Below are 18,698 nucleotides of genomic sequence, written 5' to 3'. Positions count from 1 at the left end.
AGCCCGCCATCCGGCGGGCTTTTCATCTGGATCGGTCGTCCGGGAGCCGGTTCTTCGAATCACGAATCCCGGCCCCTCGATCAATCCCCCATCTGCTTCTGCAGATGCTCCCAGCGTTCCTGCTCGTCGATCGTGCGCTCGGCGGTCAGACGCGCTTCGAGACGCTCCAGACCGATTTCCTCGCCCGAATCCACGCTGTAGCCGTATTCACCGGAATCCACGCGCTTGAGCGTGCTGTCGATCTTGCCGATCAGCTTGCGGTAGCGGTCGCGGGTACGCAGTTCGAGCGAGTTCTCGGTTTCGCGGGTCGCACGTTCGGCCTCATCGCCGACATCGCGGACCTCGTCCTTCAGGTTCTCGATCGTCTGCTTGGACTCCTCGACCAGGTCCGCACGCCAGTTGAGCAGGCGCTGACGGAAATATTCGAGCTGCAATGCACTCATGTATTCCTCGTCGGCGCTGGGCTTGTAGCCCTCCGGGAGGATGGGACGACCTGTTTCTACATCGGTCTTGTACTGCACGACCTTCACCTTCGTCTTGGGCGCCGGTTCCGCTTGGCGCGCAACGCCCGCGACGGCCACCTTGCCGGCCGGACGTGGACGTGTTGTGGGAGTGGAAGCCGCGGTCTTGGACGCGGCCGGTTTCACTGGAGCCGCCTTGGCAGGCGTGGTCTCCGGGGCGGCCGCGGGCTTGTCGCTGATCGACTTCGCCGGTGCGGCCTTCTTGGCGACGGGCTTGCTGACCGCCGCGGGAGCGGCGGCCTTCGGCTTCGCCGCGGGCTTGGACGGCGCGGCCTTGGCCACCGCCGTCTTCGGACTCTTCTTGACAGGGGACTTGGCAGGCGCGGCCTTCTTCGCCGGCGCGCGCGTGGCGGCCGGCTTGGCCGGCGCCGCCTTCTTGGCAGGCGCCTTGGCGACGGCCTTCTTCGCAGCAGTCTTCTTCACAGCGGCCGCGGGCTTGGCAGCCTTCTTCGCGGGCGCCGCCTTCTTGGTGACGGGCGACTTCTTGGCCGCGGCCTTCGCAGGGGCTTTGGCGGCGGGCTTGACGGCCTTCTTCACGGCCTTTTTCGCGAGTTTTTTGACGGCCACGTGCTGCGTTCCTTGTCATTCCCTTGGACGGGGAAGCGGGGTGTTATACCCTGCAAACCCTGCAGCGGCAACCACGATCGCCCCTGTATTCATCGCCTTTGCCGACGTGCCGTGATCGAGCGTTTCCTCATTGCCCTGCTGCGTGGCTACAAGCGCGTCATCAGCCCGCTGCTCGGCCCGCGCTGCCGTTTCCATCCCAGCTGCTCGTCGTACGCGATGGTCGCCATCGCGCGGTTCGGCGTGCTGCGCGGCGGTTGGCTGGCGCTGCGACGCATCGCCCGCTGCCATCCCCTGAATCCCGGCGGACACGACCCCGTGCCGATGCCGAAACTGGACCCGAAGCCATGACCGAGACCCTGATCCGCAACGCACGACTGGTCAACGAAGGCCGCATCACCGACGCCGACCTGCGCATCGGCGCCGATGGCCGCATCGCCGAGATCGGTGCCGACCTGCCGGCGCGCGGCAATCCGGACATCGTCGATGCCGCCGGCCGCTGGCTGCTGCCCGGCATGATCGACGACCAGGTGCACTTCCGCGAACCGGGCATGGAATACAAGGCCGACATGGCGACCGAGTCCGGCGCTGCGGTCGCCGGCGGCCTGACCAGCTTCATGGACATGCCCAACACCAGCCCGCCGACGCTGAGTGCCGAGGTGCTGCAGGACAAGTACGACCGCGCCGCGGGCCGCGCCCGCGCGAACTACGGCTTTTACATGGGCGCGAGCAACGACAACCTCGACCACGTGCGCCGGATCGATCCGCTGACCACGCCGGGCGTCAAGGTGTTCATGGGCGCCTCGACCGGCAACATGCTGGTCGACAATCCGGAAACCCTCGACGGCATCTTCCGCGAGACCCCGGTGCCGATCATCACGCACTGCGAGGACACGCCGACGATCGACGCGATCCAGCGCGAGTACGTGGTGAAGTACGGTGACGACATCCCGGCCGAATGCCACCCGGACATCCGCTCGCGCGAGGCCTGCATGAAGTCGACGCAGCTCGCGCTGTCGCTTGCCCGCAAGCACGACACGCGCCTGCACGTGTTGCACATCTCGACCGCCGAAGAACTGGGGCTGTTCGAAGCCGGCCCGCTGGTCGATGCGCAGGGCCGCCTGCGCAAGCGCATCACCGCCGAGACCTGCATCCACTTCCTGCGCTTCGCCCGCCCCGACTACGCGCGCCTCGGCCACCTCATCAAGTGCAACCCGGCGATCAAGGACGAGCGCGACCGCGCCGCACTGCTGAAGGCGATCGCCGACGACGTCATCGACGTACTGGCCACCGACCACGCGCCGCACACGCTCGAGGAAAAGAACAACCCCTACACGCGTGCGCCGAGCGGGCTGCCGCTGGTGCAGTTCGCGCTCACCGCGGCGCTCGAATGCGTGCACGAAGGCCATTTCGACATCACCCGCGTGGTGCAGAAGTTCGCGCATGCGCCGGCGCAGCTGTTCGACGTCGTCGAGCGCGGCTTCCTGCGCGAAGGCTATTTCGCCGATCTGGTGATGGTGGAGGACACCCCGTTCACCGTGACACGAGAGCAGGTCCTGTCGAAGTGCGGCTGGTCGCCGTTCGAGGGCACCACGTTCCGTTCGCGCATCGCTTCGACCTGGGTCAACGGTCGCCTGGCGTGGGACGGCAGCCGGCTGGTCGGCGATCCGGCGGGCCAGCGCCTCGCGTTCGCGCGCTGAGGCGTCGGCGCGACATCGAGTTCATTCCCGGGGACGTAGCGTTCCCGGCTGTTTTTCTCTTCCTGCCGGGCCTTCCGCATGACCCCACGCCGCCATCCCTTCGCGTTGCTGTTGACGCTCGTCTCGCTGCTCACATGGGCCGCGCCGCTGACGGCGCAGGACGCGGGCGACGTGCGCTTTCCAGCGCAGGTGCAGCAGGGCAGCCTGGTCGTCGGCAAGGTGCCGGCGGGTGCTCGTGTCGTCTATCGCGACCGCGCGGTCCGCGTCAGCGACTACGGCACCGTCGTGATCGGCGTCGGCCGTGACGAGGCCGGGCCGGTGCAGTTGCAGGTCACGCGCGCGGACGGCCGCCGGGACACGGCGTCGATCGCGATCACGCCACGCGACTGGCCGGTGGAACGCATCAATGGTGTGCCGCCAGCCACGGTCAATCCGCCGCCGGCGATCGCCGAACGCATCCGCCGCGAACAGGCGCAGGTCACCGAAGCGCGCGTCCGCGACGACGCGCGCGTGGATTTCGGCAACGGCTTCATCCGGCCCGTCGAGGGCCGCATCAGCGGGCGTTTCGGCCGTGCACGTTCGTACAACGGCCAGCCGGGCTCACCGCATTCGGGCATGGACATCGCCGCGCCCACCGGGACGCCGGTCAAGGCCCCGGCCGCGGGCATCGTCACCTTCGCCGCGCCCGACCTCTATCTCACCGGCGGCACGCTGCTGCTGGACCACGGCCACGGCGTGAGCTCGAACTTCCTGCACCTCTCGCGCATCGACGCGAAGGTCGGCGACCGCATCGAACAGGGCCAGGTCATCGGCGCCGTCGGCGCGACCGGCCGCGCTACCGGGCCGCATCTGCATTGGGGCATGAACTGGCTGGACGTGCGGATCGATCCGCAGCTGGTGCTGGAGCGCTGAGTCGACGGCGCCCGCGAGCTCCGTCGTCGCACAGTGCCGGTTCGATCACTGCCGGCATAAAAAAGGAGCGGCCCGACCGCTCCGTTCTTCAATCGCTCCGCCGAAGCGGTCCAGCAGGCGTCCGGACGCGCACGCTCAACCGCGCACCCGCGCCACCGCATCGTGCGCGTGCAGGCTTTCGAAATGCGAGACCGTGGCGTCGAAACGTGCGACGCGTGGATCGGCGGCCAGCACAGCGGCCACCCGGCGTGCGGCGTCCTCGCAGAACATCAGGTTCTCGGCGTTGAGCGATGCGAACGCCTGCTCGTCCTCGCGCTTGACCGCGGTCTGCACCGGCGTGCCGAGGGCGTGTTCGAGGGCGTCGACGAGCGCCAGCACCGGGAAGGCGTCGACGTCCTCGTTCAGAGCCAGACGCACGTCGGCGCGGCTGCGCTGCGCATGCGGCGTGGCCGCCAGGCCGCGCGGCGAGGCGAGCCAGTCATGGGTGGCGTCGAAATCGGGGGCTGCGCCGGCGAAATCGCTGGCGAAGCGGTCCGCGTTGAGCTGCCGCGAGAGCGCGGCCGACGCCGGGCACGTGCTCGAATACTCGACCGCGAGCGCCAGCGTCAGCGCCAGCCCGTCGGGTCCGAGCACCGCGTCGATCTCCACCGGATACGATTTCCATCCGCTGTGTCCGCTGGCGAGCGCCGGGCGGCGCAGCATCTGCTCGTAGCGAAGGGTGAGCTGGACCCGGTCGGCGAGCCCGCGCTGGGAGTCGATGCAGTCCTGCAGCACACGCTGCAGCGAACGGCGCCCGAGGGTCTCGCTCGACAGCGCGTCCTGCAGGTGCAGATAAAGCCGCGACATGTGGATGCCGCGGGCATCGGGATCCACCAGGTTGACGCCGATGTCCGCCGACGCGGCGACGGTCACGGGGCCGCCCTCGCCCGCTTCGATCTGCAGCGGCAGCGCGATCCGCGCCATGCCCACCCAGTCCAGCAGGCGGGCCGCCTGGGCCTGGTCGCCGGCGACATCGGGAAGGGGCTGGGTGCGTGCGGGAATGCTCAAGGGCGGACTCGTGGGGAAGATGCGGGGCGATCGACAGACGCGACCGCGAAGCCCGCAAGTTTACCGGCTCCCCCGGACGCAGCCCCGCAACGGAGCGTTTCCTGCGCCGACCCGCCCCGGCACGTCAGCGCGCGCGTGCGGCGCGCCAGCTGGCCCACAACGTGGCCGGGCCACGCGCGGGCCGCGCCTGACCGGAACGTGCCAGGCCGCGCAGGCGACCGGCGAGGATCGCGTTGGCGATCCGCCGGCTGCGACGGCCCAGCCCGCTCGCAGGCCACGCGGCCAGCAGCGCCTGGGCCTCGGCGCGATCGCCATGCAGGCAGGCGCGAGCGGCGAGCAGCGGTGCGACCAGCGCAGATTCGGCGGCGCCCGTTGCAGCCGGGTCACCGAACAGACGCGCCTCGCAGGCATCGATCGCGCGCGCCAGATCGCGCAACTGCTGCGCGGTGTCCGCGGGATCCGAGGCGGCCTCGCGGGTCGCCGGCAGCACGCGCAGCGCGAGGGCCAGCGTCTGCCATGGCGCATCCAGCCGTTGCAGCGTCGTCGCCAACGGATGCCGGCGCGCGCCCCTGGCCCAGCCCTGGAGCTCCTCCTGCCACCAGGCGAGCTTGGCCAGGCCAGGCGTAGGATCCGCCCCGCCCCAGGCCGCATCGGTGAACTCGTCGAGCAGGGCGAACCAGGCTTCGACGCGGGCCTGCTCGGACGGCGCGACGAAGGCCATGCCGATCCGCCATTCGGGCCAGCGCCGCCGCCACTTGGCGAGGAAGTCCTCGCCGTCGTCGATCACGGCGGTCACGCCGGGACCGGCCAGGCGGCAGGGGCAAGAAGTCGCGCGGGCTGTTCGACCATCACGTCGCCCTGCCAGGCCACCGGATCGTCGGTCTCCAGCCGATAGCCCCACAGCGCGACGATCGACGGCATACCCGCCGCACGCGCCGCGATGATATCGCGCGCATCGTCGCCGACATAGACACAGGCGGCCGGGGCCAGGCCGATCGCCTCGGCCGCATGCAGCAACGGCAACGGATGCGGCTTGCGTTCGGCCAGCGTGTCGCCGCCGATCAGCACCGCGCAACGGTCCTGCCAGCCGAGCTGGGGCAGGATGCGCTGGGCGAGGCCTTCGGGCTTGTTGGTGACGATGCCCCAGCGCGTGCCGGCTGCTTCCAGCGCGGCCAGCATCGCCTCGACGCCGTCGAACGGCCTGCTGTGCCGGCCGAGTTCCTCGCCATAGACGGCCAGGAATTCCGGCACCAGCGCGGCCACGCCGTCGGCGTCGAGTTCGGGAAACGCGACCGACGCCATCGCGCGCGCGCCGCGCGAGACGACCGGGCGGATGTCGGACAGCGTGACCGGCGCGCGACCGCGGCTGCCGAGCATGCGGTTGACGGTCGCCAGCATGTCCGGTGCGCTGTCGAGCAGCGTGCCGTCGAGATCGAACAGCGCGCCGGGCGGAAAACGGGCCGCGTCGCTCACGCCGGCTTCCGCGCCCAGGCGACGTAGTTGACGTCGGTGCGCGGGATCAGCCGCGCGCCGTTGCGCCAGGGTTCGTACATGAGCCCACTGACGTCGTCGAGCTGCAGGCCTGCCGCGCGCAGCCAGCCGCCGAGTTCCGAGGGCTTGATGAAGGCCGCGTACTGGTGGGTGCCGCGCGGCAGCAGGCGCGCCACGTACTCGGCCCCGACGATCGCCAGCGCGAATGCGGCCGGCGTGCGGTTGAGCGTGGAGACGAACAGATGCCCGCCGGGCCGCAGCAGCGTGGCGCAGGCCTGCAGGATCGCGGCCGGATCCGGCACGTGCTCGAGCATTTCCATGCAGGTCACGACGTCGTAGCTGCCCGGGCGCTCGGCCGCCAGTGCCTCGACCGACTGCACCCGGTAATCGACCTGCACGCCGCTCTCGAGTCCGTGCAGCGTGGCCACCTTGACCAGATCCTCGGCCAGGTCGATCGCGGTCACCCTGGCGCCGAGCCGGGCCATGGCCTCGCTCAGCAGGCCACCGCCGCAGCCGACATCCAGCACGTCGGCGCCGTCGAGTTGCGCGCGGTGGCGCACGTACTCCAGGCGCACCGGGTTGAGCGCGTGCAGCGCCTTCTGCGGGCCGCCGGTGTCCCACCAGCGGTTGGCCAACGCACCGAACTTGTCGAGCTCGGCCTGATGGAAGTTGTCGTGTCGTGCGGACTCGTGGGGGGCGGTCATACGAACCTCGTCAGGCGCCGATCTGCAGCGCGGAAATACGGTCGCGCCATTGGCGCGCATTGGCACCGATCGCGTCCAGGTCGAAGCCGACCAGCACGCGCTCGCGCAGTTTGGGCTGGCCCGCGATCCACACGTCGCTGACCTGATGGCGGCCGGCGGCGTAGACGAGCTGCGAGACCACGTGGTGCAACGGCTGGGTCTCGACCGGCGACAGGTCGACGACGACCAGATCCGCCTCCTTGCCCGGCTCGATCGAGCCGATCCGGTCGTCGAAGCCGATCGCCTTCGCGCCGCCCAGCGTCGCCGCCCGCAGCGCGGTGAACGCGTCGAAGCCGGCGGCGTCGCCCGCGACGGCCTTGGCGAGAATCGCCGCGGTGCGGGTCTCGCCGAACATGTCGAGATCGTTGTTGCTGGCGACGCCGTCGGTGCCGATCGCAATGTTGACGCCCGCGCGCTGCAGCGCGCAGGCCGGGCAGAACCCCGATGCCAGCTTGAGGTTCGACTCCGGGCAGTGCACCACGCTGACTCCGCGCTCGGCGCACAGATGGATCTCGCCTTCGGTGAGCTGGGTCATGTGCACCGCGATCAGCCGGTCGTTGACCAGCCCGAGGCGATCCAGGCGCGCGATCGGACGCTGGCCGTGGTCGGCGAGCGACTGCTCGACCTCCTGCGCGGTCTCGTGCAGATGCAGATGAACCGGCAGATCGAGCTGGTCGGCGAGCATGCGGATGCGCTCGAAGTTCGCGTCGTTGACCGTGTACGGCGCATGCGGCGCGAACGCCATCGCGATCAGCGGATCGTCGCGCCACTGGTCGTGCACGGCGCCGGCCTTGTCGAAATATTCGTCGTCGCTGGCGGCCCAGGCGGTCGGGAAATCGATGACCGGAAGGCCGACGCGCGCACGGAAGCCGTGCTGCTTGTAGACCGCCGCCTGGACGTCGGGAAAGAAGTAGTTCTCGTTGACGCAGGTGGTGCCGCCGCGCAGCATCTCGGCCAGCGCCAGCGTGATGCCGTCGGCGACGAATGCCGGCCCGATCACCGCGCCTTCGATCGGCCAGATGTGCTGCTGTAGCCAGACCTTGAGCGGCAGGTCGTCGGCGATGCCGCGCAGCAGCGTCATCGGATTGTGGGTATGCGCATTGACCAGACCGGGCAGCACTGCCGACTGCGGGCGCGACACGGTCTCCGCCGGGGCGAAGCGCTGGCGCGCCTCCCGGATCGGCAGCACCGCGACGATGCGGCCGCGATCCACCGCCACCGCATGGTCGTCGAGCACGACCGCATGCGGTTCGACCGGCACGACATGGGCGGCTTCGATCAGCAGGTCGATGGGCTGGGGCGCGTCTTGGATGCTCATTCGCTCTCGGTGTCCTGTATCCAGAAGAACCCGTTCTGCAAGGGACGGGCGTCGTAGCGCAGACCGTCGTAGCGCAGCACCCGACTGTCGCGCCGCTGCGAGGACTGCTCGCGATCGCTGCCGGTCACGGTCTCGGTGCGCGTCACGTTCGCCTGCACGCGCAAGTCGGCGAAGCCGTGATGAACCGTAGGCTGCACCTCGATGGTGAAGCGCGCCTCCTCGGTCACCAGACGCTGGCCGCGGGCCCAACTGCAGGGCTCGCCTTCGACGCGCGCCCAGAAATCGAGGTGGGAGGTGAATACCGGGCGCAGGCGTTCGCTGTCGCGGACATACAGCGTCATCTCGTCGTTGGCGCGTCCGTCCGGACAGCTCGGACCGGGCGCCGAACTGCGCAGCACGACGCCGAACGCACGGATGCCACGCGCGAGATCATAACGCGCGGTGTCGAGCAGGATGCCGTCCTCGGCCAGCGCGAACGCCGCATCCTCGCCCAGATCGATCTGGTGGGTCGACAGCACCCGCGCGTCCTTGGCATCGAGCACGGCCACGACCAGCCGCAGCGCCCGCTCGCCCATCCGGTCGTCGGCCGACGACGGATAGGCGACCGCGGCCAGTTCGAGCGTCGGATCGAACGGCCAGATCCTGCAGGCCTGCGACACGATCGGCAGCGTATCGCCGGGCGGCAGCAGCCCGGCCTCGCTCAGTGCATACAGCGCCTGTGCGCCGCAGGGATCACGCGGCGCGGCTGCATCCATCGCCTGCACGCCAGCCGTCGCCGACAGGCACGCGAGCGCGCAGAGCCAGCGGCGCAGGCGGAACGCGCGCCCGCGTTCACTGACCGTGGATACGGGCACCCTGACCCCGGCTGCAGGGGGATGATTGATCCGCGACGCAAATCGCGTTGCCATTTCGCTGACGCCACGCCACTCGCGCAGAGACGCTGGATCCCCACCTACGTGGGGATGATGGATCCGCGACGCAAATCGCTTCGCGATTTCGCTGACGCCATCCCGCACGCGCAGAGACGCTGGATCCCCGCCTACGCGGGGATGATTGATCCGCGACGCAAATCGCTTCGCGATTTCGCTGACGCCATCCCGCACGCGCAGAGACGCTGGATCCCCGCCTGCACGGGGATGATGGATCCGCGACGCGAATCGCTTCGCGATTTCGCTGACGTCACACCGCACGCGCAGAGACGCTGGATCCCCGCCTGCGCGGGGATGATTGATCCGCGACGCAAATCGCTTCGCGATTTCGCTGCGGATCAATCACTTCACCCGGCTGACGTACTCGCCCGAGCGGGTGTCGACCTTGATCACTTCTTCCTGGGCGACGAACAGCGGCACGCGCACCACGGCGCCGGTTTCCAGCGTGGCAGGCTTGCCGCCGGTGCCGGCGGTGTCACCCTTGACGCCCGGATCGGTCTCGGTGATCAGCAGCTCGACGAAGTTCGGCGGCTGCACCGCGATCGGGGTGCCGTTCCACAGCGTCACCACGCACTGCTCCTCGCCCTTGAGCCACTTCTCCGCGCCGCCCATGCCGGCCTTGTCGGCCTGGACCTGCTCGAAGGATTCGGGGTTCATGAAGTGCCAGTACTCGCCGTCGCTGTAGAGGTACTGCATGTCGGTGTCCATGACGTCGGCCACTTCCACCGAGTCGGTCGCCTTCATCGTCAGTTCGACGACGCGGCCCGACTTGATGTTGCGGTACTTCATGCGCGTGAACGCCTGGCCCTTGCCCGGCTTCACGTACTCGGTGTCGATGATGACGCAAGGCTCGTTGTTGACCAGGATCTTCTGGCCGTTCTTGACGTCGTTCATGCCATAACTGGCCATCTTTCGCTCCTGCTGGGCCGGGTACGCCGGCGGCTACAATGTTGGGTCCCGGGCCGCGACACGCGCGGACGGCTCTACGGATTCAATCGCACATGATACCCGCAGCCCCCCTCCCGATGCAGCCGCGGCGCTGGCAGCAGGCCTGGCGCGAGGCCGTGCGGGACCCCCGTGAACTGCTTGCCCTGCTCGGCCTGCGCGAGGCCGCGCTGGGCGTCTCGGAGGCCGCCGCCGCGCAGTTCCCGTTGCGGGTGCCGCGCGGGTTCGTCGCGCGCATGCGCCACGGTGATCCGCACGACCCGCTGCTGCGCCAGGTGCTGCCGCTCGACGACGAAATGCGCCCCGTGCCCGGTTTCGGCGTGGACGCGGTCGGCGACGGCGCGGCCAAGGCCGGCCAGGGCGTGATCCACAAATACGAGGGCCGCGCGCTGCTTGTGGCCACGGGCAGCTGCGCGGTGCATTGCCGCTACTGCTTCCGCCGGCATTTCCCCTATGCCGACGAAACCGCCGCCGCCGGCGGCTGGGCGTCGGCGCTGGACGCGATACGCGCCGACGCCTCGATCGAGGAAGTGCTGTTGTCGGGTGGCGATCCGCTGTCGCTGGCGACCTCCAAGCTCGCCGAGCTCACCGATGCGCTGCGCGCGATTCCGCACGTCCGCCGCCTGCGCATCCACACCCGCCTGCCGATCGTGCTGCCCGAGCGCGTGGACACCGAACTCTGCCAGTGGCTGCAGGCGCTGCCGTGGCCCGTGGTCGTCGTCGTCCACGCCAATCACGCCAACGAGTTCGACGCCTCGGTCGACACGGCCATGCACGCATTGCGTGACGCCGGCGCGCTGCTGCTCAACCAGGCCGTCCTGCTCAAGGGCGTCAACGATTCGGTCGATGCGCTGGCCGCGCTGTCCGAGCGCGGCCTGGCAGCCGGCGTGCTGCCCTACTACCTGCACCAGCTCGACCGCGTCGCCGGGGCGGCCCATTTCGAGATCGACGATGCCACCGCCCTGGCGCTGCATGCAGCCCTGGTCGCCCGGCAGTCGGGCTATCTCGTGCCCAGACTTGTGCGCGAAGTCGCAGGCGACGCCTCCAAACGTGCGCTCCACGATGACAGCGATGGACGGAATCGCCCCCCCGTGGCATAACGCCGGTCTCTGCCACGGAGCTCTTGATGTCGACCCAAGCCGACACCGCCCTGCGCCTGCTGATCGTCGACGACCGGGTCGAGGATGCTGAAGCCATCGTCAGCGGACTGCGCAACGCCGGCGTCGCCGTGCGTCCTTCACGCCCCGAGTCGGACGAGGAACTGGGTCGCATCGCCGCCAACCAGGCCATCGACCTGGTGCTCGCCGCCCGCAGCGCCACCCTGGTGCCGTTCGCCCAGGTCATGCAGCGCGTCGCCGAAACCGGGCGCGATCTGCCGGTCATCGCCGTGGTGGACACGCTCGACGAGACCAGCTTCGTCGACTCCATCCTGGCCGGTGCGCGCACCGTGGCGCTGCGCCACGCGCCCCAGCAGCTGCTGGCGAGCGTGCGCGAGGCCTGGTCCGATCGCGATGCGCGCCGCAACCTGCGCCGCCTCGAAAGCCGCGTGCGCGAAACCGAACGCCGCTGCGACGCGCTGATCGATTCGTCGCGCGACCCGATCGCCTACATCCACGAAGGCATGCACATCCGGGCCAACGGCGCCTACCTGGACATGTTCGGTTACGAGCAGTTCGAGGACATCGAGGGCATCTCGCTGCTCGACATGGTGGCGCCGCAACACGTCGAAGGCTTCAAGGCCCTTCTCAAATCGCTGGCCAAGGGCGAGCCGCCACCGCCGCGGCACGAGATCGAGGCGCGCGACATCAACGGCAACGCGTTTCCCGCGGCGATGGAGTTCACCACCGCCCAGTACGAAGGCGAGCCCTGCCTGCAGGTGGTGTTCCGCCGCCGCGAGCTGATCGATCCCGATCTCGCGCTGGAACTCGAAGAGCTGCGTCACCGCGACCAGGTGACCGGCCTGCTGAACCGTCCGGCGTTCCTGCGCGCACTCGAGGACGCGGTGGACGAGGCCGCACAGGCCGATCGCCAGTACGGCTTCCTGATGATCGAGCCCGATCATCACCACCAGCTGCTCGGTGACATCGGGCTCGACCACGCCGACGCCCTGCTGGCCGCCGCGGCCGACCGCCTGCGTGGGCTGCTGGGCGACGGCGCGACGGCGGCGCGTTATGCCGGCCACACCCTGGCCGTGCTGCTGCCGGGTTCCGACTACCACGCCACCGCAGCCGTGGCCGACCGCATCCGCGAGGGCTTCTCCGCGCAGCTGTTCGAGATCGGCGCGCGCTCGAGCGTCGTCAGCGTCAGCATCGGCGGCGTGCAGATCGGCGAGAAGATCGCCAACGTCGGCCAGGTGCTGGCGCGGGCCACGCGTGCGCTCGAATCCGCATCCGGCACCGGCGGCAACCGCAGCGAGATCTTCGATCCCAGCGCCACCGACCGGGTCGAGGAAGAGCGCATTCAGGCCTGGGTCACGCGCCTGCGCGGCGCGCTCGACGACGACGGCTTCCTGCTGCACTACCAGCCGGTGATCAACCTGCAGGGCGACACGGCCGCGGTCTACGAGATCCTGCTGCGGCTCGACGGCGGCGACGAGTTGATCTCGCCCGGCACCTTCCTGCCGATCGCCGAAGACAACGGCATGCTCGCCGAGATCGACCGTTACGTGGTCGGCCGGGCGATCGCCGCGATCGGCCAGCGCCTGCGCGAGCACCGTCCGACGACGCTGCTGGTGAAGATCAGCCAGGCCTCGCTGGATGGCGACGAACTCGCGGAGTTCATCGGTGCCCAGCTCGCCGCGCATCAGGTTCCCGGCGAATACCTGGTCCTGCAGCTGCCCGAGTCCAAGGTGTTCACGCACCTCAAGGCGGCCCAGGCCTTCGCCGCGAGCATCGGGCGGTTCGATTGCCGCTTCGCGCTCGAGCAGTTCGGCGTGGGCCTGGATTCGTTCCAGCTGCTCACCCACCTGCAGCCGCATCTGCTGAAGATCGACCGCAGCTTCACCGACGATCTCGCGGGCAATGCGGAGAACCAGGAGCGGATCGCCGAGATCGCGCGGCGTGCGCGCCAGATCGGCATCCGCACGATCGCCGAGTTCGTGCAGGACGCCACCAGCATGTCGATCCTGTTCGCGGCCGACATCGACTACGTGCAGGGCAACTTCCTGGCCGCGGCCGGCCCGGGCATGAACTACGACTTCGAATAAGCGCGGAGCCGACCTTCGTAGGCGCGCGCCTGCGCGCGAGGGGCATCGCCGCCCAATTGCATCGCGCGCAAGCAGCGCTGCCGTACACAAAAAAAAACCCGCCGGATGGCGGGCTTTCTCGTTCGATGCGCAGCTGGGCTCAGGCCAGAAAACCCTGCTTCACCGCCGAGCTGTCCGGCGGCGCATTGCGCAATGCGGCGATGCGATCTTCGAGCGGCGGATGGCTCATCAGCAGCTTCTTCAGGCCGCCACCGACGCCACCGCTGATGCCGAACGCGGCCACCTGCTTGGGCAGCGTGTTCTGTCCGTAGGTCAGCGACAGACGCTCGAGCGCGGCGATCATCTTCTCGCGGCCGGCCAGCATTGCGCCGCCTTCGTCGGCGCGGAACTCGCGATGGCGCGAGAACCACATCGTGATCATCGACGCGAACAGGCCGAACACCATGTCGAGCACGAAAACCACCGCGAAGTAGCCGATGCCGCCGCCGTTGTCGCGCCCACCGTTGAGGTAGCCGTCGACCGCGCGGCCCACGACGCGGGCGAGGAAGATCACGAAGGTGTTCATGACGCCCTGGAGCAGGGTCATCGTCACCATGTCGCCGTTGGCGACGTGCGCGACTTCATGCGCGAGCACGGCCTCGGCTTCGTCGCGGGTCATCGCGCGCAGCAGACCGGTCGACACCGCGACCAGCGATGCATCGCGGCGCGCGCCGGTCGCGAACGCGTTGATCTCCGGCGCGTCGTAGATCGCCACCTCGGGCGTGCGGATGCCGACCATCTCGGCCTGGCGCTGGACGGTGCTCAGCAGCCAGCGTTCGGACTCGTTGCGCGGCTCGGTGATGACCTGGGCGCCGGTGAAGCGCTTGGCCGACCACTTCGAGATCGCCAGCGAGAAGAACGCACCGCCGAAGCCCAGCAGCGCCGCGAACACCAGCAAGCCACCGTAGGACGCCGGACTGATGCCGAGGACCGCCATGACGATGCTGACGAGCGCCAGCACGGCGAGGTTGGTGGCAATGAGAAGGGCATAGCGTTTGATCATCGGAGTCGGATTCTTTTCGAAAGCCTGTGCAAGGCGGAGCGTCGTGCTGGGTCGATGTGCGACCGCAGCGTTAAGATTTCAATTCCCGCGCCGTGCCGCGCGCGTGTCGGCATTCTGACAGTTCATGATCGGGACAGTTCCGGACGATGGTGCCGATGACCGCTTCTGACCCGACGCGCCCGATCGTCGGGCGCTTCGCGCCGTCGCCGACGGGCCCGCTGCATGCCGGCTCCCTGCTCGCCGCGCTCGGCAGCTGGCTGATGGCACGACACGACGACGGCCTGTGGCGGGTGAGGATCGAGGACGTCGACCGGATCCGCGACGTGCCGGGTATGGCGGACCGGCAGCTCGACGCGTTGCGTGCATTCGGCTTCCGGTGGGACGGGCCAGTCCTGCGACAGCGCGATCGTGATGCTGTCTACCAGCAGGCGCTCGACCGGCTGCTCGCACGCGGCGACGCGTTCGTCTGCCATTGCAGCCGCCGCGATCTCGACGCGCACGACGGGCGCCATCAGGGCGCGTGCGTGGCGTCGGGCGTCCGGTCGGACCCTGCGATCCGCTTGCGGGTGCCGGTCGGCACGCGGGTGGCGTTCCACGACCGCGTGCGGGGGCGGATCGAACAGGATGTCGGCGAGGCCGTGGGCGATTTCGTGCTGCGTCGCGCCGACGGCCTGTGGGCCTACCAGCTGGCCGTCGTCGTCGACGATGCCGCGCAGGGCGTGACCGAGGTCGTGCGCGGCGCCGACCTGCTCGACTCGACGGCGCGGCAGATCCTGCTGCAGCGCCTGCTCGACCTGCCGACGCCGCGCTATGCGCACCTGCCGCTGCTTCTCGACGCCGAGGGCCACAAGTTGTCCAAGTCCCACGGTGCGTTGCCGGTCGATCCCGCGTGCCCCCTGCCCGCGCTGCGGCGCGCCTGGGCGCAGCTCGGACAATCGCCGCTGCCGCAGGCCGACGAGGCGCACGTGTTTCTCGAGGCGGCCCGCCAGGCATTCGACGCCGACCGCATTCCACGTCATGACCATGCATTGTGCGCCGCACCATGACGCGACGGAGGCTTTGACTAGACTGGCCCGAGTGTCGCCGCGTCGGTGATGCAGGCAATCGGAGGGATGCAATGAGCGCACGCGTGGCACTGGTGACCGGAGGAACCGGAGGAATCGGCACGGCGATCGTGCGCCGGCTGGCGGACAACGGCTATCGGGTGGCGACCAACTACCGTAACGAGGAGAAAGCGCAGGCGTGGCAGCGCCAGCTGCGCGACGCGGGCTACGAGATCGCACTCGCGGCCGGCGACGTCTCCGACCATGTCTCCGCCGAAGCGATGGTGCGCGAGGTCGAAGGCCAGCTCGGGCCGGTCGACATCCTGATCAACAACGCCGGCATCACCCGCGACGGCACCTTCCACAAGATGCAGCCGGCGCAGTGGCAGGACGTGATCAACACCAATCTCAACTCGGTCTACAACGTCACCCGGCCGGTGATCGAGGGCATGCGCGAGCGCAAGTGGGGCCGGATCATCCAGATCAGCTCGATCAACGGACTCAAGGGACAGTACGGTCAGGCCAACTATGCCGCGGCCAAGGCCGGCATGCACGGCTTCACGATTTCGCTGGCGCGCGAGAACGCCAAGCTCGGCATCACCGTCAATACGGTCTCGCCCGGCTACGTCGCCACCGACATGGTGATGGCCGTGCCCGAGGAGGTACGCGCCAAGATCGCCGCCGACATCCCGACCGGTCGGCTCGGACGCCCCGAGGAGATCGCCTACGCGGTCAATTTCCTCGTCGCCGACGAGGCGGCCTGGATCACCGGCTCGAATCTCGACATCAACGGCGGCCACCACATGGGCTGGTGAACGTGCAGGTCCGCCGCGCAACGCGGCGGACTTCCGTCGCTCCGTACCTGACCGGACAGTCGCGCCACGACCGCGTCCGACCCCATTCAGCCCGTTCGTCCAGTTGCGTGCCCTCCGGGGCTACGCCATGCTGCACGGCATCAAAGACCGAGTGTTGGCTTCATGAGTGCAACGCGCATCATCAAGAAATATCCGAACCGCCGGCTCTACGACACCGAGATTTCCAGCTACATCACCATCGAGGACGTGCGCCAGCTGATCGTCGATGGCGAAGTGTTCGAGGTGCGCGACGCCAAGAGCGGCGAAGACCTCACGCGTTCGGTTCTGCTGCAGATCATCTCCGAGCATGAGTCGGACGGCGAACCCGTGCTGTCCACCCAGTTGCTGAGCCAGATCATCCGGTTCTACGGCGACTCGATGCAGGGCTTCATGGGCACCTATCTCGAACGCTCGATGCAGGTGTTCCTCGACCAGCAGCAGCAGTTCCGCCAGCAGATGGGCGGCCTGCTCGGCCAGACGCCCTGGACGATGATGAACCAGCTGACCGAACGCAACATGGAGCTGTGGAAGGAATTCCAGAAGACCATGGTCACCGGCGTCGCACCGACCACCAAGCCGGCCGATCGCGACCCGCCCAAACGCGGCCGCTGATCCCGCCGCACGATCGACACGGCGCGGACTCCGCGCCGTTTTCGTGTCCGCATACGGAAACCCACGCATGACCCAGACACCACGCGTCGCCGTCGTCACCGGCGGCCTCGGCGGCATCGGCCGCGCCATCTGCAGGCAGCTCGCCGAACGCGGCGTCCATGTCGTCGCCGCCGACCTGCCGGCCGACGCCGCGCGGCTGGACGCCTTCGCTGCCGACATGGCCGGCCTGCCGGTGACCACGCATGCGCTCGACGTCGGCGATGCCGGCGCCTGCGCCGCCGCGATCGCGGAGATCGAAACCCGACACGGCCGGCTCGACATCCTCGTCAACGCGGCCGGCATCACCCGCGACGCGACGCTGCGCAAGATGACGGCCGACCAGTGGGACGACGTGCTGCGCATCAATCTCGACAGCGCGTTCCACCTGTGCCGCGCCGCGGTCGAGGGCATGGTCGCGCGCGGCTTCGGCCGCATCGTCAACATCAGTTCGGTCAGCGGCCAGACCGGCAACTTCGGCCAGACCAATTACGCCGCCGCCAAGGCCGGCCTGCACGGCTTCACGATGTCGCTGGCGCGCGAGGTCGCGGCCAAGGGCATTACCGTCAACAGCCTGTCGCCCGGCTACGTGGCCACGCCGATGACCGCGGCGATGCCGCCCGAGGTGCTCGCGCGCACGGTCGCCAGCGTACCGGTGGGCCGCGTCGGCACGCCGGACGACATCGCGCGCGCCGTGGCGTTTCTGGCCGCCGACGAGGCTGGCTACATCACCGGCATCAACCTGCCGGTCAACGGCGGCCTGTTGATGGGGTTCTGACGGTCCGGGCGCCCCGACGCCCGGCCGGTTACTGCGCCAGTGCGGTCTGTTGCGCGTCCTCGCAGAACTTGGCCCGGTATTCCATCGCCTTGGGAATCAGGCTCTGCAGGTTCTGGATGCGCGTCCCGGGATTGGGGTGCGTGGACGAGAACTCCGGCGGCGCCTCGCCACCGCTGGCCGCGCTCATGCGTTCCCACAACGGCACCGATTCGCGCGGATCGAAGCAGGCCGCCGCGGCCAGCATCAGGCCGACGACATCGGCTTCGGTCTCGTGCTTGCGCGCATACGGCAGCAGGTAGCCGTAGCCCATCGCCGCCATGACCATCTGCTGCTGCTGCGGATCCATGCCGCTCATCGCGCCGGCCATCTGGCCGACCTGGGTCAGTCGCTGCTGCGCCATGCGCTGCGCGCCGTGCCGGAGCAGCGCGTGGGCGATCTCGTGGCCCATGACCACCGCCATCGCATCGGCGTTCTGGGCCACCGGCACCAGGCCGGTATAGACCGCCATCTTGCCGCCGGGCAGACAGAACGCGTTGACCTGGTCGGAGTCGATGACGTTGACCTCCCAGTCGAAGCTCTCGGAAAAGCGCGTGGGCTCCAGGCCGTTCTCGCGCGCGAGTTCGGCTTCCACGACGCCCACCTTGGCGATCAGCCGGTCGGCGATCGCGCGTACGTCGCGGGCGATCTCGCTGTCGGCCGGCACCGGGCGTTCCTGCTGCAGGATCTGCTCGTAGGCCTCGAGGCCGAGTGCCTTCTCGTCCTCGACATCGAGCGCGCGGTCGATCAGCACGGTCTCGCCGGTGACCGGATCGGTCGAGCGGTTGGAGAGGTAGTAGTACGCGCCGTAGCCCGCGAACAGCAGCAGGATGACGAAGCGCATGTTGATGCCGCGCCGGGGCGCGCGGCCGGCGGGACGCCGGTCACCGCGGCCGAAAGGATCCTGTCTCATGGTGTGCTC

Annotated in this window: 19 protein-coding genes; 9 read left to right on the top strand and 10 right to left on the bottom strand. The window is 69.1% G+C overall.

What is annotated here, in order from left to right; genetic code table 11:
* Positions 1-80: 80 nt before the first annotated feature.
* Positions 81-1,088 (bottom strand): RNA polymerase-binding protein DksA, encoded by a 1,008-nt coding sequence (gene dksA / locus ACF3M1_RS07945; protein ID WP_394005029.1) that lies wholly within the window; start codon positions 1,086-1,088, stop codon positions 81-83.
* Between the two features lie 111 nt (positions 1,089-1,199).
* Between dksA and yidD the strand changes: the two genes are divergently transcribed.
* From yidD to ACF3M1_RS07930, 3 genes are all read left to right on the top strand, one after another.
* Complete coding sequence (gene yidD / locus ACF3M1_RS07940) at positions 1,200-1,436, top strand: membrane protein insertion efficiency factor YidD (RefSeq protein WP_096209205.1); 237 nt, start codon at positions 1,200-1,202, stop codon at positions 1,434-1,436.
* Positions 1,433-2,785, top strand: coding sequence for a dihydroorotase (locus ACF3M1_RS07935; protein WP_394005028.1), 1,353 nt, complete (start codon positions 1,433-1,435; stop codon positions 2,783-2,785). The genes yidD and ACF3M1_RS07935 overlap by 4 nt, the downstream gene beginning before the upstream one ends.
* Before the next feature lie 78 nt (positions 2,786-2,863).
* Positions 2,864-3,697 (top strand): M23 family metallopeptidase, encoded by an 834-nt coding sequence (locus ACF3M1_RS07930; RefSeq protein WP_394005027.1) that lies wholly within the window; start codon positions 2,864-2,866, stop codon positions 3,695-3,697.
* A 135-nt stretch (positions 3,698-3,832) separates the two neighbouring features.
* On the opposite strand, the gene folE2 is transcribed toward ACF3M1_RS07930, so the two are convergent.
* The 7 genes from folE2 to efp form a co-directional block, all read right to left on the bottom strand.
* Positions 3,833-4,744, bottom strand: coding sequence for a GTP cyclohydrolase FolE2 (folE2, locus tag ACF3M1_RS07925; protein ID WP_394005026.1), 912 nt, complete (start codon positions 4,742-4,744; stop codon positions 3,833-3,835).
* 124 nt (positions 4,745-4,868) lie between these two features.
* Positions 4,869-5,540 carry a phytoene/squalene synthase family protein gene (locus ACF3M1_RS07920; protein WP_394005025.1) on the bottom strand — a complete coding sequence of 224 codons (672 nt, stop codon included), beginning with the start codon at positions 5,538-5,540 and terminating at the stop codon, positions 4,869-4,871.
* Positions 5,537-6,217 (bottom strand): phosphoglycolate phosphatase, encoded by a 681-nt coding sequence (locus tag ACF3M1_RS07915; RefSeq protein ID WP_394005024.1) that lies wholly within the window; start codon positions 6,215-6,217, stop codon positions 5,537-5,539. The genes ACF3M1_RS07920 and ACF3M1_RS07915 overlap by 4 nt, the downstream gene beginning before the upstream one ends.
* A complete protein-coding gene (gene ubiG / locus ACF3M1_RS07910) occupies positions 6,214-6,939 on the bottom strand; it encodes a bifunctional 2-polyprenyl-6-hydroxyphenol methylase/3-demethylubiquinol 3-O-methyltransferase UbiG (RefSeq protein WP_394005023.1) in 726 nt (241 codons plus the stop codon). The genes ACF3M1_RS07915 and ubiG overlap by 4 nt, the downstream gene beginning before the upstream one ends.
* Positions 6,940-6,949: 10 nt before the next feature.
* A complete protein-coding gene (locus ACF3M1_RS07905) occupies positions 6,950-8,296 on the bottom strand; it encodes a TRZ/ATZ family hydrolase (RefSeq protein ID WP_394005022.1) in 1,347 nt (448 codons plus the stop codon).
* The gene (locus tag ACF3M1_RS07900) at positions 8,293-9,150 is read right to left on the bottom strand and encodes a hypothetical protein (protein WP_394005021.1); all 858 of its coding nucleotides are present in this window, start codon (positions 9,148-9,150) and stop codon (positions 8,293-8,295) included. Before ACF3M1_RS07900 ends, ACF3M1_RS07905 begins: the two co-directional genes overlap by 4 nt.
* Before the next feature lie 417 nt (positions 9,151-9,567).
* Positions 9,568-10,134 (bottom strand): elongation factor P, encoded by a 567-nt coding sequence (gene efp / locus ACF3M1_RS07895; RefSeq protein ID WP_394005020.1) that lies wholly within the window; start codon positions 10,132-10,134, stop codon positions 9,568-9,570.
* A gap of 92 nt (positions 10,135-10,226) precedes the next feature.
* Here efp and epmB point away from each other — a divergent pair, with 92 nt between their 5' ends.
* Together epmB and ACF3M1_RS07885 are read left to right on the top strand one after the other, a co-directional pair.
* On the top strand, positions 10,227-11,270 hold the full coding sequence (gene epmB, locus ACF3M1_RS07890) for an EF-P beta-lysylation protein EpmB (protein WP_394005019.1): 1,044 nt from the start codon (positions 10,227-10,229) through the stop codon (positions 11,268-11,270).
* 26 nt (positions 11,271-11,296) lie between these two features.
* Entirely contained in the window at positions 11,297-13,375 is a 2,079-nt protein-coding gene (locus ACF3M1_RS07885; RefSeq protein ID WP_394005018.1) for an EAL domain-containing protein, read from the top strand.
* Between the two features lie 139 nt (positions 13,376-13,514).
* Here ACF3M1_RS07885 and htpX read toward each other — a convergent pair whose 3' ends face one another.
* On the bottom strand, positions 13,515-14,417 hold the full coding sequence (gene htpX / locus ACF3M1_RS07880; RefSeq protein ID WP_394005017.1) for a protease HtpX: 903 nt from the start codon (positions 14,415-14,417) through the stop codon (positions 13,515-13,517).
* 155 nt (positions 14,418-14,572) lie between these two features.
* Here htpX and gluQRS point away from each other — a divergent pair, with 155 nt between their 5' ends.
* The 4 genes from gluQRS to phbB (ACF3M1_RS07860) all read left to right on the top strand — a co-directional run bounded on the left by gluQRS (position 14,573) and on the right by phbB (ACF3M1_RS07860) (position 17,740).
* On the top strand, positions 14,573-15,463 hold the full coding sequence (gluQRS, locus tag ACF3M1_RS07875) for a tRNA glutamyl-Q(34) synthetase GluQRS (RefSeq protein WP_394005016.1): 891 nt from the start codon (positions 14,573-14,575) through the stop codon (positions 15,461-15,463).
* Between the two features lie 71 nt (positions 15,464-15,534).
* Entirely contained in the window at positions 15,535-16,275 is a 741-nt protein-coding gene (gene phbB / locus ACF3M1_RS07870) for an acetoacetyl-CoA reductase (protein ID WP_394005015.1), read from the top strand.
* 162 nt (positions 16,276-16,437) lie between these two features.
* Positions 16,438-16,926 carry a polyhydroxyalkanoate synthesis repressor PhaR gene (phaR, locus tag ACF3M1_RS07865; protein WP_394005014.1) on the top strand — a complete coding sequence of 163 codons (489 nt, stop codon included), beginning with the start codon at positions 16,438-16,440 and terminating at the stop codon, positions 16,924-16,926.
* A gap of 67 nt (positions 16,927-16,993) precedes the next feature.
* The gene (gene phbB, locus ACF3M1_RS07860) at positions 16,994-17,740 is read left to right on the top strand and encodes an acetoacetyl-CoA reductase (protein ID WP_394005013.1); all 747 of its coding nucleotides are present in this window, start codon (positions 16,994-16,996) and stop codon (positions 17,738-17,740) included.
* A gap of 28 nt (positions 17,741-17,768) precedes the next feature.
* Here the strand turns inward: phbB (ACF3M1_RS07860) and ACF3M1_RS07855 are convergent, their stop codons facing one another.
* Positions 17,769-18,689 (bottom strand): M48 family metallopeptidase, encoded by a 921-nt coding sequence (locus ACF3M1_RS07855; RefSeq protein WP_394005012.1) that lies wholly within the window; start codon positions 18,687-18,689, stop codon positions 17,769-17,771.
* Positions 18,690-18,698: the final 9 nt, after the last annotated feature.

It is taken from the genome of Luteimonas sp. WGS1318 (assembly GCF_043187535.1).
Lineage (GTDB): Bacteria > Pseudomonadota > Gammaproteobacteria > Xanthomonadales > Xanthomonadaceae > Luteimonas.
This window is presented reverse-complemented; position numbering and strand designations above follow the sequence as displayed.

Coding starts and splice junctions, on each gene's coding strand:
- ACF3M1_RS07935 (WP_394005028.1), top strand. CDS start 1,433: ATGACCGAGACCCTGATCCGCAACGCACGACTGGTCAACGAAGGCCGC.
- ACF3M1_RS07930 (WP_394005027.1), top strand. CDS start 2,864: ATGACCCCACGCCGCCATCCCTTCGCGTTGCTGTTGACGCTCGTCTCG.
- ubiG (WP_394005023.1), bottom strand. CDS start 6,939: ATGACCGCCCCCCACGAGTCCGCACGACACGACAACTTCCATCAGGCC.
- ACF3M1_RS07905 (WP_394005022.1), bottom strand. CDS start 8,296: ATGAGCATCCAAGACGCGCCCCAGCCCATCGACCTGCTGATCGAAGCC.
- efp (WP_394005020.1), bottom strand. CDS start 10,134: ATGGCCAGTTATGGCATGAACGACGTCAAGAACGGCCAGAAGATCCTG.
- epmB (WP_394005019.1), top strand. CDS start 10,227: ATGATACCCGCAGCCCCCCTCCCGATGCAGCCGCGGCGCTGGCAGCAG.
- ACF3M1_RS07885 (WP_394005018.1), top strand. CDS start 11,297: ATGTCGACCCAAGCCGACACCGCCCTGCGCCTGCTGATCGTCGACGAC.
- htpX (WP_394005017.1), bottom strand. CDS start 14,417: ATGATCAAACGCTATGCCCTTCTCATTGCCACCAACCTCGCCGTGCTG.
- gluQRS (WP_394005016.1), top strand. CDS start 14,573: ATGACCGCTTCTGACCCGACGCGCCCGATCGTCGGGCGCTTCGCGCCG.
- phbB (WP_394005015.1), top strand. CDS start 15,535: ATGAGCGCACGCGTGGCACTGGTGACCGGAGGAACCGGAGGAATCGGC.
- phaR (WP_394005014.1), top strand. CDS start 16,438: ATGAGTGCAACGCGCATCATCAAGAAATATCCGAACCGCCGGCTCTAC.
- phbB (WP_394005013.1), top strand. CDS start 16,994: ATGACCCAGACACCACGCGTCGCCGTCGTCACCGGCGGCCTCGGCGGC.
- ACF3M1_RS07855 (WP_394005012.1), bottom strand. CDS start 18,689: ATGAGACAGGATCCTTTCGGCCGCGGTGACCGGCGTCCCGCCGGCCGC.